This is a genomic window from Streptomyces sp. CA-278952 (assembly GCF_028747205.1).
Lineage (GTDB): Bacteria > Actinomycetota > Actinomycetes > Streptomycetales > Streptomycetaceae > Streptomyces.
This window is the reverse complement of record NZ_CP112880.1, coordinates 4,562,023-4,577,135: the sequence shown is the minus strand read 5'-3', so window position 1 is coordinate 4,577,135 and position 15,113 is coordinate 4,562,023. Positions and strand designations below refer to the sequence as shown.

Here is a 15,113-nt window from a genome sequence, read left to right as displayed (position 1 = left end):
CCGGGCGGCGGCCCTCGTCGTCCGTACCGCGGCGGCGCTACGCGCCCAGCAGCCTGCGCACCCGGTCCGCCCCCACCGCGAGCAGCAGCGTGGGCAGGCGGGGCCCCGTGTCGCGGCTGACGAGCAGCCGGTAGAGCAGCGCGAAGAAGGACCGCTGGGCGGCCTTCAGCTCGGGCGTCGGCTTGGCGTCCGGCTCCAGGCCCGCCAGCGTCTTCGGCACGCCGTAGACGAGCGTGGTGAGCCCGTCCAGCGACCAGTGCGCGTCCAGCCCCTCCAGGAGGAGGCGCAGGGACTCGCGGCCCTGGTCGTCGAGCGAACCGAGCAGTTCCTTGTCGGGCTCGTCCCGGACGATGGTGCGGGCCTCGGCCGGGACCTGGGTGGTGATCCAGTTCTCGGCCCGGTCGAGGCGCGGGCGCGCCTCGTCCAGCGAGGTCAGCGGGTTGGCCGGGTCCAGCTCGCCGAGGATGCGCAGCGTCTGGTCCTCGGCGCCGGCGGTGATGTCGGCGACCGAGGCGAGCGTCCGGTACGGCAGCGGGTGCGGGGTGCTCGGTAGCTCCCCGGCCGCCGTGCGGACGGCACGGGAGTACGCGGCGGCGTCGGCGGGCAGCACCGTGCCGTCGGCGACCTTGCGGCCCAGCGAGTCCCACTCGTCGTACAGCCGCTGGATCTCCTGGTCGAAGGCGATCTTGAACGACTGGTTGGGCCTGCGGCGGGCGTAGAGCCAGCGCAGCAGCGGCGCCTCCATGATCTCCAGCGCGTCGGCCGGGATGGGCACCCCGCCCTTGCTGGAGGACATCTTGGCCATGCCGGAGATGCCGACGAAGGCGTACATGGGCCCGATGGGCTGTACGCCGTCGAAGACCTCGCGGACGATCTGGCCGCCCACCACGAAGGAGGAGCCGGGCGAGGAGTGGTCGACACCGCTGGGCTCGAAGATCACGCCCTCGTACGCCCAGCGCATCGGCCAGTCGACCTTCCAGACGAGCTTGCCGCGGTTGAACTCGTTGAGGCGGACCGTCTCGGCGAAGCCGCACGCCGAGCAGGTGTAGTTCAGCTCGGTGGTGTCGTCGTCGTAGGAGGTGACGACGGTGAGGTCCTTCTCGCAGTTGCCGCAGTAGGGCTTGTACGGGAAGTAGCCGGCGGTGTTGCCGCTGCCGTCGTCCTCGTCGGCGGCGCCGGAGCCCTCGGCGGCCTCCAGCTCGGCCTCGTCGACCTTCTTCTGCTGCTGCGGCTTCTTGCCGTTCTTGCCCTGGGCGGCCGCCGGGTCCTTCTTCGTCCGGTAGCGGTCCAGTACGGCGTCGATGTCGGCACGGTGCTTCATCGCGTGCAGGATCTGCTCGCGGTAGGTCCCGGCGGTGTACTGCTCCGTCTGGCTGATGCCGTCGTACTCGACGCCCAGCTCGTCCAGGGCCGCCGTCATGGCGGCCTTGAAGTGCTCGGCCCAGTTCGGGTGGGCGGATCCGGCCGGGGCGGGCACCGAGGTCAGCGGCTTGCCGATGTGCTCGGCCCAGGACGTGTCCACGCCGGGGACCCCGTTCGGGACCTTCCGGAAGCGGTCGTAGTCGTCCCAGGAGATCAGGTGGCGCACGGTGTGCCCGCGGCGGCGGATCTCGTCGGCGACCAGGTGCGGGGTCATGACCTCGCGGAGGTTGCCGAGGTGGATCGGGCCCGACGGGGACAGACCGGAGGCGACGACGACCGGTTTGCCAGGCGCACGACGCTCCGATTCGGCGATGACATCGTCCGCGAAGCGGGAGACCCAGTCGGTCTCGGTGCTGGTCTGACTCTCGGCCACGGTCGGCACGTCCTTCTCTCGTCTGTCGTTTCCCGATGGGGTCCGGACCATTCTCCCAGCTACCCCCCGCAGCGCGAAAACGGCTTTACGCCCCGTGGGATACTGGGGAGATCCCTTGGACGCCCAAGAGAACCCCTCGTACCCCCTACGGAAACGGCAGCCAGACATGGCCTCGGTCCCTTCCCTCGCTTCCACGCTCCAGCAGCAGCTGGCGGACGCCCTGACGGCAGCTCTGCCGGATGCCGGCGCCGCGGACCCGCTGCTGCGACGTAGCGACCGGGCCGACTTCCAGGCCAACGGCATCCTGGCGCTCGCCAAGAAGCTCAAGGGCAATCCGCGGGAGCTGGCCGCCCAGGTCACGGCCGCCCTCCCGGCGGGCGGGCTGATCAAGGACATCGAGGTGTCCGGGCCCGGCTTCCTCAACGTCACCCTCACCGACCGGGCGATCGTCGAGACGCTGGCCGCCCGGGCGGCGGACGGCGACGGCCGGCTCGGCGTGCCGCTGAAGGACGACGCCGGCACGACGGTCGTCGACTACGCCCAGCCGAACGTGGCCAAGGAGATGCACGTCGGCCACCTGCGGTCGGCGGTCATCGGCGACGCCGTGGTCAAGATCCTGGAGTTCACCGGCGAGAGGGTCGTCCGGCGGCACCACATCGGCGACTGGGGCACCCAGTTCGGCATGCTCATCCAGTATCTGATCGAGCACCCGGGCGCGCTCAAGCACGAGGGCGGCGCGAGCGACGGCGAGGCGGCGATGTCGACGCTGAACCGGGTCTACAAGGAGTCGCGGGTCCTGTTCGACTCCGACGAGGAGTTCAAGGCCCGGTCCCGGGACCGGGTGGTGGCCCTCCAGGCCGGGGATGCCGAGACGCTGGAGCTGTGGCACCGCTTCGTCGACGAGTCGAAGATCTACTTCCACTCGGTGTTCGACAAGCTCGACATGGTGATCGACGACCCGGACATCGTCGGTGAGTCCGGCTACAACGACATGCTGGAGGAGACCTGCCGGATCCTGGAGGAGACGGGCGTCGCCGTCCGCTCCGAGGGTGCGCTGTGCGTGTTCTTCGACGACGTGAAGGGCCCGGACGGCAACAAGGTCCCGCTCATCGTGAAGAAGACGAACGGCGGCTACGGCTACGCGGCCACCGACCTCTCCGCGATCCGGAACCGGGTGCGGGACCTCAAGGCGGACACCCTGGTGTACGTGGTGGACGCGCGGCAGTCGCTGCACTTCAAGATGGTCTTCGAGACGGCCCGCCGGGCGGGCTGGCTGAACGAGGACGTCAAGGCCGTGCAGCTCGCGTTCGGCACGGTCCTCGGCAAGGACGGCAAGCCGTTCAAGACCCGTGAGGGCGAGACCGTGCGGCTGGAGGACCTCCTCGACGAGGCGGTCACGCGGGCCACGGCGGTCGTCCGGGACAAGGCCGACAAGGTGGGCCTGTCCGAGGACGAGATCGTCGAGAACGGCCGGTACGTCGGCATCGGGGCCGTGAAGTACGCGGACCTGTCGACCTCCGCCGTACGGGACTACAAGTTCGACCTGGACCAGATGGTGGCGCTGCACGGCGACACGTCGGTGTACCTCCAGTACGCGTACGCCCGGATCCAGTCGATCCTGCGCAAGGCGGGGGACGCGGTCCCGGCCGCCCACCCGGAGCTGGAGCTGGCCCCGGCGGAGCGGGCGCTCGGTCTGCACCTGGACCAGTTCGGCGAGGTCCTCGCCGAGGTCGGCGCGGGCTACGAGCCGCACAAGCTGGCCGCGTATCTCTACCAGCTGGCGTCCCACCTGACCACGTTCTACGACCAGTGCCAGGTGCTCAGCCCGGACAACGCCCCGGAGGTCGTCGAGAACCGGCTCTTCCTGGTCGAGCTGACCGCCCGGACCCTGCACCAGGGGATGGCGCTGCTGGGCATCCGGACGCCCGAGCGGCTCTGATCCCGCACCCGCTGTACGTACGTCGGCCCCGGTCACCGTCACAGGTGCCGGGGCCGACGTGCGTGGGTCCGTCCGGGTCAGGGAGCGGTGAGTTCCACGACGACGTCGTAGACCGCCGGGTTCGGTGTGACCGGCCGCGCGGTCTGCTCGCGCGCGGCCCGGGTGCGGGAGGCGAAGTCGGGGTCGGCGGTGGCGGCCTCCCACGCCTCCTGGGTCTCCCAGTGGGAGACGTTGACGAGCTGGAAGCGGGAGTCCGAGGAGCGGGCCCGGTGCATCCGCGAGTCGATGAAGCCCGGCTTCTCGCGCATGAGGCGGGCCCGCTCCTCCCACTTCTCGACGAACGCGTCGAGTTCGTCGGCGGAGATCTCGAAGACGTTGATGAAGGTGACGGGCGATCCCGGGGTGTCGGCGGGTAAGCCGTTCTCTGCGGTCATGCCGCAACTCTAGGAGTCGGCCGGCCGCCTACTGCGGCCGGCCCAGCGCCCATCCCGACACGTCGGCGAGGCGTCCGCGCCACAGCGGCAGGGAGACCGGGCTCATGGCCCCGACCACGAGCGTGACGTCCCGCAGATGGATCCAGCGGGGCAGCCGGGCCGTCTCCGCCTCCTCGTCGGCGCGCAGTTCCCGTACGCCCTGGTCGACCGTCTCGGGGAACTCGGCGAGCAGGTTGGCCCCCTCCCCCTCGACCTGGCGCAGGCTCCTGGCCCACTCGGCCTTCCACTGCTCGTGCCCGATGACGTCCCCGTGCAGCAGGCCGCCCGGGTGGGTCAGGGTGAGGGGCAGGCTGGAGCGGGGGTCCTCGTCGAGGAGCTGGATGAGGAGCTGGAGCTGAAGGTCGGGCAGGGGTTCGGTGATCACGGCGGCGGACGGAGCCGGTGAGGTGTCGGCGGTGGCGCTCATGGGCCCTTCCCTTCACATGGCGGACGACGATCGTCCTCCCCACCTGCCCGGCGAGCGCGAGAACACGCCCGAGGAGCGGACCGGCCTCAGAGGAAGCGGCGGATGGGCAGTACGGCTGCTTCCCGGGCCCGCTGGAGGAGGTCGCGGCGCTTCCACCGCCCGCGCTCGATCAGCACGCTCTTCTCCCGGTCCTCGTCGAAGTGGCCGTCGAGGGTGGCGGTGAAGTCCCGGTCGAGGACGGCGAGCATGACTTCCTCGTCGTGGTCGAGCGAGCGCCGGTTGAAGTTGGTGGAGCCGATGAGGCTCGCGATCCGGTCCACGGTGAGGGTCTTGGCGTGCAGCATCGTCGGCTGGTACTGGTGGATCTTCACGCCACAGGCGGTCAGCTCCTCGTAGAAGCGCTGGCCGGCGAGCTGGCAGACCCGCTTGTCGGTGTGCGGTCCTGGCAGCAGGATCTCGACCTCCACCCCGCGCCGGGCGGCGTCGCAGAGGAGCCCGGTGAAGTAGGCGTCGGGGGCGAAGTAGGCCGTGGTGAGGCGAATACGTTCCTCGGCGGACTCCAGGACGACCCGGATCAGGGTCTGCATGTCCTGCCAGCCGAAGGAGGCGGAGCCGCGTACGACCTGGACGACGGCGTCCCCCTGGCGCTCGCTCACGACGAACCGGTCCCGCTCGTCGAAGAGCTCCTCGTGGCACTCGGCCCAGTTCTGGGCGAACGCGGCGGCCAGGCCGTCGACGGCGGGGCCGGTGACCTTGACGTGGGTGTCGCGCCACTCGTGCTCGTTGCGGGCGTCGCCGCACCATTCCTCGGCTATCCCGACGCCCCCGGTGAACGCGGTGCGCTCGTCGACGACGAGGACCTTGCGGTGGCAGCGGTGGTTCTGCTTCAGCGGCGAGAGGTGCAGCGGCTTGCGGAACCAGGTCACCGTGACCCCGGCCGCGTCCATCAGCGCCAGCTGGTCCTTCTCGATGAGCCGGCAGCCGAACCCGTCGAGCATGAGCCGCACCCGGACCCCGGCACGGGCCCGCTCGGCCAGCGCCTCGGCGAACCGGAGAGCGATGTCACCGCGCCAGTAGACGAACGTCATCAGGTCCACGGTGTGCTCCGCGCCCCGGATGGCGTCCAGCATCGCGCCGAAGATCTCGTCGCCGTTACGGAGCGGGAGGAGGGCGTTCCCCTCGGTGGCGGCGATGCCGATCAGCCGCTCCAGCCTGCGTCGGAGCCGCAGGGACCGCTCCTCGCAGGTGCGGGCGTCCAGGGCCATGGGGTCGGGGGCTTCGGCGGTCGTGGACATGGGTCACCTGGTGGGGAGGCTGGCTGGGGCGGCCGGCCGGTCGGAACCGGACGGACCGCGAGGACCTGGCGACTGTACTCCTGTGCGAATCCGGGCGGAATCGGACTTCAGCGGCCGAGGGGCGTACCGGCCATGGGGGCCAGCGGTACAGCCGTTGGCGTTTAGCACTTGATCGCGCCTGTCGGCTGCGGATCCGGGCGTTCGGGTGGGGCTGGTGGGACTGGAGCCGCTCTCCAGCATGGGGCCGTACCTTGACGCGGGTGCTGATCTGTTCCTTGAAGACCTTGTGGCACTCGGCGCGGTGGAGGGCTTCGAGCTGGCTCGCCCGTTCCTGGCGGGCAGTCGATGTCCTGACGTACCCGATCCGTACCGGTCGTCCGGTGCGGGGCGCGGGCACGATCGCGAGTGGCGGTTCCTGCTTCCACGAGGCCCTGCCGACGGCCGGCCTCAGTGCCCCCGACGCCGACGTCGGTAGTAGGCCACCGTGACTACCGCGAGCAACGGCCCCCAGGCCAGCAGTGGCAGATAGCAGGCGGTCATCAGCCAGTAGTGGGCGCCGTCGGGTGATCCGACGGCACCCATGTTGTCCGCATCGTTCCAGCCGAACGCACCGGTGAACGTGATGAGGGTGACGAGCGCCGCGCCGAGCGAGGCAGGGATCACCGCGGCCAAGACGGGAATTCCGCGGCCGCCCAGGAAGGGTACCCAGCGCGGAAGTTCCTCACCCCATCTGTGGACCAGGCCCAGGGTGAGCAGCCCGAGCGCTTCGGCGAACAGGCTGAGTCCGATCAGATAGACGGACCCTTCGCCGGGAAATTTCTCCGGGCGAAGGACCTCATCGGTGAATCCGGAGTCCCAACCCAGGGCGATGGCGATACGCCACAGCCCGGTCGGCACCAGGGTCAGTGCGGCGGCGTGCGCCGCCAGGCGAACGGAACGGGAGACCTGCGGCGCGGCCGGTACGGGCGTCTCGACGGCCAGGGTGTCAGCCACGGCGGATCGCCGCCTCGGGCTGCGCGGGAGACTTGGTGATCTCGGCGTGGACCACCTTGAAGCCGCCCTTGATCACGGTAGTGAACGGTGCGGGGGCCATGCACGTGCCGGCCTGCGGCCTTACGGGCCGGCCGTTCTCGTCGACGTGCTCGGGGTCGACGTTCACCACCCCCCAGGAGAAGCCGAGCCGGTCCGGCTCGCCCTTCCCGCCCTGCTGGACGCTGATGCCCAGCCGGGCGCCGATCTCCTCGACGTTCGACTTCGTCACGACCGCGGTCAGGGTCGCCGTCCGGCCGCTGGTGACCAGGCAGTCCACCTTGGCCTCCGCCCACCCCGTGTCTCCGCCCTGCCGGGTATGGGAGATCCTCAGTGAGCCCCGGGCATCTGTGGACAGTCCCTCGGGAGCCGTGGGGTGCACCGGCCGGGTGAACGGCGTCTGTTCGGCATGGATGGTGAAGCGGATGTCGTCGTCGATCGACTCGATGTAGGAGATTCGCGCTTCCCCATGGACGCTCGCGGTCTTCGCCGGCTTCTTCCCGGCGGACGCAGCCGGGGCCGCGGGGGCGGGCCCGGCAGCCACCAGCCCGGCGAGGACGACGACGGCTGCTGTAGTGCCGATGGCGGCGTTGCGCATAATGAACTCCCCAGTCCTGCACGGTATTTGTATTGCCGTGGTCGGTTGAACGGCTCAAGCTTCATCCCTGGTGCGCCTCGATCCCATCCGCCGATCGGCATAAAGATCGCGCCGTCGCCCGGCCCTCCTATGCCGTTCGGCAGAGAGCCCCGCCCCATCGCGCATCCGTACGCTGATCACCATGTGGGAATCAACCGGCCCGGTCGTCCAGGTGCTTGGCGCTCTGCCGTCGCTCGCGGCCGCGGGCACGCTGGTGTGGGCCGTTGCCCGCCCCCGTGCCGCGGTTCGTCAGCGGCTCGGCCGCCTCGCCCGCCCGACCACGGTCTGGGCGGCCCTCTCCCTGACCACCAGCTTCGCTCTGCCGAAGGCTGGTTTCGACTCCGGCTGGAAGCTGGCGGAGACCGCCGTCCTGCTGCTCCTGCTGGCCGTGGTCACCCGCTGGTCACCCCTGCGCGAACTCAAGTCGGCCCTCCCGCTGACCGCCCTGGCGGTGGCCCTCTGGCCGCTGCCGCTGATCGACGGCGAGTCCTTCCTGGAATCCATCGGAATCGCCACCTTCTGGCTGCTTCCCGTAGCCGCCGCATTGGTGGCCGGCGCCTACCCCCGCCGCCAGGAACTGCGTCGCCGCAGCGCGGTGGCCGAGGCCCGCAGCGCCCAGCGTCTTCAGCTCTCCCGCGACCTGCACGACTTCGTCGCCCATGACATCAGCGGGATCGTCGTCCAGGCCCAGGCGGCCCGCTTCGTCGCCTCCACCGACCCCTCCCACACGGTGCTCGCCCTGGAACGCATCGAAAAGGCGGGCCTGAGCGCCCTGGCCGCGATGGACCGGACCGTACAGATGCTGCACGGTCCCGAGGCGCCCACCACCGAGCCGCTCCCCGATGTGTCCCGACTGCCCTCGCTCATATCGGACTTCACATCAGCGGGAGCCACCGAGGCGCATCTGGACCTGCCTCCCCTGGCCACGGAGGCGCTCTCCCGCGAGGCGGGCTCCGCCGCGTACCGCATCGTCCTTGAGGCGCTGACCAACATCCGCCGGCACGCCCCCGACGCCCCCCGCGCCACCGTCACGTTCACCCCCACCGCCACCACCGTGGAGATCCGGGTTACCAATGACCGCGGCGCCCGCCCCACCCCGGCCCGCCGCCGCGCCTGGCGAGGCGGCCTCGGCCTCCCCGCACTCACCGAGCATGCCCAGGCCCTCGGCGGAACCCTCTCGGCGGGGCCGCACGGCGACGGCGGCTGGCAGCTCACCGCCGTCCTGCCTGCCACGCTCCCGAAAGAGACCTCATGACGACGCCCCTCGGCCCGACCCGCATCCTGATCGCCGACGACCAGGAGGACGTACGCAGCGGTTTCCGCCTGATCCTTGGCTCGCAGCCCGACATGACCGTGGTCGGCGAGGCCGCGGACGGTCTCACCGCCGTCCACCTCGCCCGCACCCTGAGCCCAGACCTGATCCTCGCCGACATCCGCATGCCGGTCCTGAACGGCCTCGAACTCACCCGCCGCCTCGCCGGCCCGGACGTACCCAACCCGATGCGTGTCCTCGTCGTCACCACCTTCGACCACGACGACTACGTACGCACGGCACTGCACGACGGCGCCTGCGGCTTCCTGCTCAAGCGCTCGGGCCCCGGGCTGCTGATCGAGGGTGTCAGAGCGGCGATGGCCGGGGACATCCTCATCAGCCCCCAGATCACGGTCCGCCTGCTCCAGGCCCTCGCCCCTGCCCCCGCCCCCGCAGCGCCCACGGCTCTGTCGCCTCTCACCGCCCGGGAGCAGGAGATTGCCCAGCTGGTCGCCGAGGGCCTCACCAACGCCGAGATCGGCGAGAAACTCTTCATCTCAGCGGGCACAGCCAAGACCCATATCGCGAACGTCCAGGCGAAGCTGAAGGCCCGTAACCGGGTGGGCATCGCCGCCTGGGCCTGGGAAAATGGTCTGGCCGGCCCAGTCCCACGGGAGTAGGGATCACCCCGCGGGTGATCGAGGATCTTCCGCAGAACCCCGGCACCAGGCCCCTCACCTGTACTGAAGGGCCAGGATCAAGTCCTTGGCGCCAACGGCTGTACCGCTGGTCCCCAACGCCGCGTACGCGGGGTGGGTACGTGCCCCTCTCCCGGTGGACGGAGCCCGGGCCGGGCCGCGCGCGTCAGGCCGCGGGCTCCCACCCGGTCTCCGCGTTGCCGTACACGTACTCCGGCCGCCCCTTCATCCCGCTGGTGCGGAACAGCTTCCCGTGGTCGTCGATTCGTACCACCCCGTCCTTCCCGCCGCTGCTCCACTCCAGCTCCAGGTACCAGCTGACGTCGTAGCCGACGGCCTTCATATCGAGGTTGAAGACCTCCACGTCCTCGGACGTCACCTTGTACGGGAAGTCCACGGCCGGAACCACCGTGTCCCCCTGCCTCCCCGGCACCGGCCGGAGGGTGGGGTGCCCCGCGTCGAGGTGGGAGACGAAGGTCTGGGGCGCGATCCCGCTGCCGCAGCCGTTGCCCATCAGGTACGCCGACCAGGGCAGCGGAGCCTTGCGGGAGGCGACGCGCACGTGCATGCCCTTGAGGACCACCGCCTCCCGCGAGGTCCCCTGCACGGTGAGCTGGAGCAGCATGCTCCCGGCGTCGACCCCGCCGTACGACTCCGCCCAGCCGCGCCGGTCCTGCGGCGCGGGCGGCGGGTCCAGCTCATCGGGCCCGCGGTTCACCAGGTAGTGCTGGCCGCAGGGTTCGTCCCAGTTGTACGAGGAGATGCTGACGGCCGGCGGCGCGCCGAGGCCCGTACCGCTGCCGCCGCCGGCTCCCCCGCCCTGCGGCTGCCCCGGCCCGGAGCCCGCCGAGGGCTTCACGGACGGCGACCCCGAGGGGGAGGCGGAGGCGCTCGCCGAAGGACCGGCCGAACTCGGGCTCGCGGAGGGCCGGGGCGTGGCCGAGGCGGAGCCTTCCGGCGCGGGCCCGACGTCTCCGCCCGCGTCCTCCACCCGGTCCGCGGCGCGCCCGCCGTCCTCCCGCCCCGACCCGACGAGGTCGGCGGCGACGACGGTGGTGGGGACGAGGAGAGCGGCGACCCCGGCGGCGGCGATGAGCACCCGCGTACGCCGGGAGAGCCGGGACCATCGGGAGCCCGCCCCCGGCCGAGCGCCACCGGACACAACAGGTGGCTCGGACGGCTCGGACGGCTCGGACGGCTCGGACGGCTCGACGGCCGCAGCGACTTCGACGCCTTCGGGACCAGCAACAGGCACAGGGGCAGGGGCTGGAGCAGGGGCAGAGGCAGGCGCAGGGGCTGGCGCAGACTCAGCCGTCCCCGTTGCCGTTCCCGGTGCCGCCCCCGCCGGAGGCCGCCGCCGGGCCGCGTCCGCCACGATCCACCGCCGGTGCACCTCCACCAACTCGTCGCCGGACGCGCCGCACACCCGCGCGAACCGCTCCACCGGGGCGAACTCGTTCGGGACGGCGTCCCCGTTGCAGTACCGGTGGAGCGTCGACGTGCTGACGTGCAGCTTCCCCGCCAGCACACCGTAGCTGCGCCCCGAACGGTCCTTCAGATCCTTCAGCAGAGCCGCGAACTCCACGGCCTCCGGCGTCGCCACGACGGCGTTCCCCTTCCTCGTGCGTCCCGGAACGGCGTTCCAGGGACGCGGAATCCCCGCAGGTCACCGTACGCGTAGTCATTCCAGCATCCCCAATGGTTCGGCAGGCGTTGCGGCCGGAATCCGCCGTGCCACAAGCTCGGACCAGACCACAGCAGGAACCAGCAGGAACCAGCGGGGCCCAGCAAGAACCAGCAGGACAGCAGCACTGCGGACCGGCCGTTCAACCGGACCAACAAGCCAACCGATCACGGGGAGTACCACCGCCATGCGCACCAACCGCATCCGCACCACCGCCCTCGCCGCCACCGCCCTCGTGGCCGCTCTCTCGCTCACCGCCTGCGGCGGCGGCGAGGACAAGGCCATGGGGACCAAGGCAGCCGGCTCGACCGGGACGGCGGCCCCCGCGGCGACGAGCACCGGTGCCACCGAGGGCACCGCTGGTACCGCCGGTACCGACAGCCCGGCGCAGCCTGACGCACCGAAGGCCGGAACGCCCGAGACGCAGACCGTCCCCGCCGGAGGGAAGCACGCCGGCGGCAACGGCAACGGCGCCGGCAGCGCCAAGAAGCCGGAGACCGCGCCGAACGCGAAGGCCGCAGCATCGATCCCGGCCTGCACGACCACCAACTCCAAGGTGACGGTCTCCTCGGTGAGCCGCCCGATCAACCACCTGCTGCTCACGGTGGTCAACACCGGCTCCACCAACTGCGCCGCCTACCACGCGCCGTTCCTCCGCTTCGACGGCGCGCAGGCCGTGTACCCGACCTACGACGACAGCAAGCCGCAGTCGGTCGTCGTGCTCTCTCCCGGCAAGAAGGCGTACGCGGGCGTCGCGCTCCTCGGAGAGCCCGGCCAGAACGAGCCGGCCAAGAGCGCCAACCTCGGCGTCATCATGGTCGACAAGAACAACCAGTCGAAGGGCGAGTCCACGCTGAAGCTCCCGGCGGAGACCTACACGGACGGCCTGGGCTTCGTCACCTACTGGCAGTCGGACGTCCAGAGCGCCCTGATGTACTGAGCGGACGAGGCAGTCCAGGCCAGCGCCTGACGTGCGGTAACTGTGCGCGACCCGTACACATTTCTTGTACGGGTCGCGCATGCGTGAAGTGGGTTCCGGGGTGGGAGTGGGAACCGTATGCACCCCAGAAAGCGACAGCGTAAGAACGCGTCGACCATGAAGCTCGTGGGCAAGCTGCTGGCCCGCTTCCGCAAGGAGGCGGGCCTCACACAGTCCGAACTCGCCCAAGCGGCAGGCGTACAGGAGGACACGATCGCCTCCGTCGAACAGGGGAGGCGCTCCCTGGTCCCGGATCTGGCGGAGACGATCGACGATCTGCTGGACACCAAGGGCGCGCTGGCGACGGCGGTCGACAACATGCCGGAAGTCGACCTGATCCCGCTCTGGGCCGAGGACTACATCGACATGGAGCAGGACGCGCTGGCGCTGTCCTGGTACGACAACCAGGTCATCCCGGGCCTGCTCCAGACGAAGGCGTACGCAGAGGCCGTGTTCCGCAACAGGATCCCGGTCTACAGCCCGGAGGAGATCGACACGCAGACGGCGACGCGCCTGCAACGCCAGCAGATCCTGGACCGGAAGAAGCCGCCGACCACCAGCATCGTGATCTGGGAACCGGTCCTGATGATGAAACTGACCTCGGACGAGGACCACCGGGAGCAGCTCCGCCACCTCTACGCGATGGCCCAGCTCCCGGGCGTCTGCCTCCAGGTGCTCCCGCTCGACAGCCGGGTCCACGCGGGCATCGATGGCCCCTTCACCCTCCTGGAAACACCGGACCACCAACACGTCGCGTACACGGAGACCCAGCGCGGCAGCCAGCTCATCTCCGACCGGAATGAGGTCAGCATCCTCGCCCAGAAATATGCGATGCTGCGAGCCCAGGCGCTCACCCCTCTTGAGACCCTGCGCCTGCTGGCCCGCTTACTGGGAGAGACATGAGCACCGCACTGAACTGGTTCAAGTCGAGCTACAGCGGCAGCGAAGGCGGCCAGTGCCTCGAAGTCGCGTACGACTGGCGGAAGTCGAGCTACAGCTCCGACGAAGGCGGGCAGTGCGTCGAGATCGCCGCGCACTCCGCCGCCGTCCACGTCCGTGACTCCAAGGACATCGAGGGCCCGACCTTCACCGTCGCGCCCACCGCCTGGTCGGCGTTCGCCGCCTACGCGGCCACCTCCTGACCCCGCACCGCCGTAAGCCTCATGCCCGGACCGTCTCGTAACGGAGCATCGCGACCCCGTTCCCGAAGGTCCGGGTCTCCACCAGCCGGAGCATCTGCCGCTCCTCCGTGTCCCGGAAGAAGCGGCGGCCCCGGCCGAGGATGACCGGGTGGACGTAGATCCGGTACTCGTCGATCAGATCGGCCCGCCGGAACGACTCCAGCAGATCCGGCCCGCCGACCGCCAGGTCCCCAGAGGCGGCGTCCCGCAGACCGCGCACCTGCTCGGGGTCGACCTCGTGCAGCAGGGTCGCGTTCGGCCCCACGCTCTCCAGCGTGCGCGAGAAGACGAACTTCGGCATGGACCGCCAGATCCCCGCGAACTCGGCCATCGGGCCCTCGTTGGCCGGGTCCTGATCGGCGGTCGGCCAGAACTCCTCCATCAGCTCGTAGGTGACGCGCCCCTCGACGAAGCCGCCCATGGTCCGGAAGTAGTCGTTGAAGTGCTGGTGCACCTCCTCGTCGACGGTGTGCCAGTCGATGTCGTGGTCGGGTCCTTCGAAGAATCCGTCGAGGGAGAGGGAGATGGACGTGACGATCCTGTTCACCGGGGGCTCCTGTCGGATCGGCCCGGCCGACGGGAACGACGACCGGGCGGCGCGCACAACGGGCCTCGACGATAAGCCCGGGCACTGACAGAGCCGGGCCCAGCCGCGCCCGTCCCGCCGTACGGCCCCCGGTCCGCTCCCCCGTACGGTCCCCGGCCGTCTCCTCCGTACGGTCCCCGGCCGTCTCCCCCGTACGGTCCTTGGCCGCGCCGATCCCGCTACCGGCCCCGCCGGTCCAGCTCCTCCCGCCAGTCCCGCTCGACCGGCTCGTCCGGCCGTACGGTCTCCGCCAGCGAGGCGAGGATCGGCTCGGCGGTGGCCCAGAGCAGCGCACCGCCGACCCCCGGGACGACCGTGCGCCGCGCCCCGGGGATCCGGGAGACGAGCCGCCGGCCGAGGTCGGGCGAGTGGGAGGCGTCCTCCTCGCCGTACCAGACCTCGACCGGGACGGTGATCGAGCCGAGATCGATGGGCCAACGCCCCATGGCGAGCACGGTGTCCCGGGCGTACCCGGCCGCCGCGCCCTGGCAGAACGCCTCGTCGAGGGCGCGGCCGTAGGCGACGGCGAAGCCGGGGTCCTCGTACACGGCGAGGTCGCAGGCCGGGCTTGCGGCCAGAACCATCCGCCGCATCCCGTCCGCGTCGAACCCGGCGAACACCTTCTCCGCCCCGGCCGGGTCCTCCGCCACCCGCGCGACCAGCCCCCGCAGATCGTCGGGCAGGGCGGCGGCGAACCCGGGGTCCGCGACCTCGTCGGCGGCCGAGACGAGCGTGAGCGCGGAGACGGCGCCCGCCGCAGCGCAGGCGAGGGCGAAGGGCGCGCCCTGGGAGTTCCCGAGCATGGCGGGGCGCGGTCCCAGTCCGCGCAGGGCGGTCAACTCCCTTACGTCGTCCACGAAGTCGGCGAAGGTCCGGTCGGGCGCGGGCGTGGAGACCCCGAGCCCGGGACGGTCCACCGACACCAGCCGGACGCCCTCGTTCTCGACGGCCCCGGCCCCGATCCCGAGCCACCGGCTGGTCGCGGCCCCGGGGGAGAGCAGGACGGGCAGCCCGTCCCGCGGCCCCCACTCGGCCCAGCCGAGCACCCTCCCGTCGGAGAGGCGGGTGGTTCCGAGCCGGGCGGGATCATCGACGTACAAACTCATGCCCGACATCATTATCCAGCCACCCCCGCCCT

15 protein-coding genes are annotated in these 15,113 nt (G+C 70.9%); 6 read left to right on the top strand and 9 right to left on the bottom strand.

Features of this window, described 5'->3' with window-relative positions; translation table 11 throughout:
* Positions 1 to 37 precede the first annotated feature (37 nt).
* Entirely contained in the window at positions 38 to 1,804 is a 1,767-nt protein-coding gene (gene lysS, locus N7925_RS20550) for a lysine--tRNA ligase (RefSeq protein WP_274344732.1), read from the bottom strand.
* Positions 1,805 to 1,961: 157 nt separating this feature from the next.
* Between lysS and argS the strand changes: the two genes are divergently transcribed.
* Complete coding sequence (gene argS / locus N7925_RS20545) at positions 1,962 to 3,734, top strand: arginine--tRNA ligase (protein ID WP_274344731.1); 1,773 nt, start codon at positions 1,962 to 1,964, stop codon at positions 3,732 to 3,734.
* 77 nt (positions 3,735 to 3,811) lie between these two features.
* On the opposite strand, the gene N7925_RS20540 is transcribed toward argS, so the two are convergent.
* The 5 genes from N7925_RS20540 to N7925_RS20520 form a co-directional block, all read right to left on the bottom strand.
* Positions 3,812 to 4,168 carry an antibiotic biosynthesis monooxygenase family protein gene (locus tag N7925_RS20540; protein WP_274344730.1) on the bottom strand — a complete coding sequence of 119 codons (357 nt, stop codon included), beginning with the start codon at positions 4,166 to 4,168 and terminating at the stop codon, positions 3,812 to 3,814.
* Between the two features lie 28 nt (positions 4,169 to 4,196).
* Positions 4,197 to 4,634, bottom strand: a complete 438-nt coding sequence (locus N7925_RS20535; protein ID WP_274344729.1) for a hypothetical protein — start codon at positions 4,632 to 4,634, stop codon at positions 4,197 to 4,199.
* Between the two features lie 86 nt (positions 4,635 to 4,720).
* Entirely contained in the window at positions 4,721 to 5,929 is a 1,209-nt protein-coding gene (locus N7925_RS20530; RefSeq protein WP_265600981.1) for a phospholipase D-like domain-containing protein, read from the bottom strand.
* A 447-nt stretch (positions 5,930 to 6,376) separates the two neighbouring features.
* Positions 6,377 to 6,922, bottom strand: a complete 546-nt coding sequence (locus N7925_RS20525; protein WP_265600980.1) for a hypothetical protein — start codon at positions 6,920 to 6,922, stop codon at positions 6,377 to 6,379.
* Positions 6,915 to 7,556 (bottom strand): hypothetical protein, encoded by a 642-nt coding sequence (locus N7925_RS20520; RefSeq protein ID WP_274344728.1) that lies wholly within the window; start codon positions 7,554 to 7,556, stop codon positions 6,915 to 6,917. Before N7925_RS20520 ends, N7925_RS20525 begins: the two co-directional genes overlap by 8 nt.
* Positions 7,557 to 7,737: 181 nt before the next feature.
* Here N7925_RS20520 and N7925_RS20515 point away from each other — a divergent pair, with 181 nt between their 5' ends.
* Positions 7,738 to 8,850, top strand: a complete 1,113-nt coding sequence (locus N7925_RS20515) for a sensor histidine kinase (RefSeq protein ID WP_265600978.1) — start codon at positions 7,738 to 7,740, stop codon at positions 8,848 to 8,850.
* Positions 8,847 to 9,527 (top strand): response regulator, encoded by a 681-nt coding sequence (locus tag N7925_RS20510; protein WP_265600977.1) that lies wholly within the window; start codon positions 8,847 to 8,849, stop codon positions 9,525 to 9,527. Before N7925_RS20515 ends, N7925_RS20510 begins: the two co-directional genes overlap by 4 nt.
* Before the next feature lie 184 nt (positions 9,528 to 9,711).
* Here the strand turns inward: N7925_RS20510 and N7925_RS20505 are convergent, their stop codons facing one another.
* The gene (locus N7925_RS20505) at positions 9,712 to 11,148 is read right to left on the bottom strand and encodes a helix-turn-helix domain-containing protein (protein WP_274344727.1); all 1,437 of its coding nucleotides are present in this window, start codon (positions 11,146 to 11,148) and stop codon (positions 9,712 to 9,714) included.
* A 268-nt stretch (positions 11,149 to 11,416) separates the two neighbouring features.
* Here N7925_RS20505 and N7925_RS20500 point away from each other — a divergent pair, with 268 nt between their 5' ends.
* The 3 genes from N7925_RS20500 (at position 11,417) to N7925_RS20490 (ending at position 13,350) form a co-directional block, all read left to right on the top strand.
* Positions 11,417 to 12,169: a DUF4232 domain-containing protein gene (locus tag N7925_RS20500; protein WP_274344726.1), complete on the top strand. Its 753-nt coding sequence runs from the start codon at positions 11,417 to 11,419 to the stop codon at positions 12,167 to 12,169.
* A 156-nt stretch (positions 12,170 to 12,325) separates the two neighbouring features.
* Positions 12,326 to 13,111, top strand: a complete 786-nt coding sequence (locus N7925_RS20495; protein WP_274344725.1) for a helix-turn-helix domain-containing protein — start codon at positions 12,326 to 12,328, stop codon at positions 13,109 to 13,111.
* Positions 13,108 to 13,350 carry a DUF397 domain-containing protein gene (locus tag N7925_RS20490; protein ID WP_274344724.1) on the top strand — a complete coding sequence of 81 codons (243 nt, stop codon included), beginning with the start codon at positions 13,108 to 13,110 and terminating at the stop codon, positions 13,348 to 13,350. The genes N7925_RS20495 and N7925_RS20490 overlap by 4 nt, the downstream gene beginning before the upstream one ends.
* Before the next feature lie 19 nt (positions 13,351 to 13,369).
* Here the strand turns inward: N7925_RS20490 and N7925_RS20485 are convergent, their stop codons facing one another.
* Both N7925_RS20485 and N7925_RS20480 read right to left on the bottom strand, forming a co-directional pair.
* Positions 13,370 to 13,936, bottom strand: coding sequence for a dihydrofolate reductase family protein (locus N7925_RS20485; protein ID WP_274344723.1), 567 nt, complete (start codon positions 13,934 to 13,936; stop codon positions 13,370 to 13,372).
* Positions 13,937 to 14,154: 218 nt separating this feature from the next.
* Entirely contained in the window at positions 14,155 to 15,081 is a 927-nt protein-coding gene (locus N7925_RS20480; RefSeq protein ID WP_274344722.1) for an alpha/beta fold hydrolase, read from the bottom strand.
* Positions 15,082 to 15,113 lie beyond the last annotated feature (32 nt).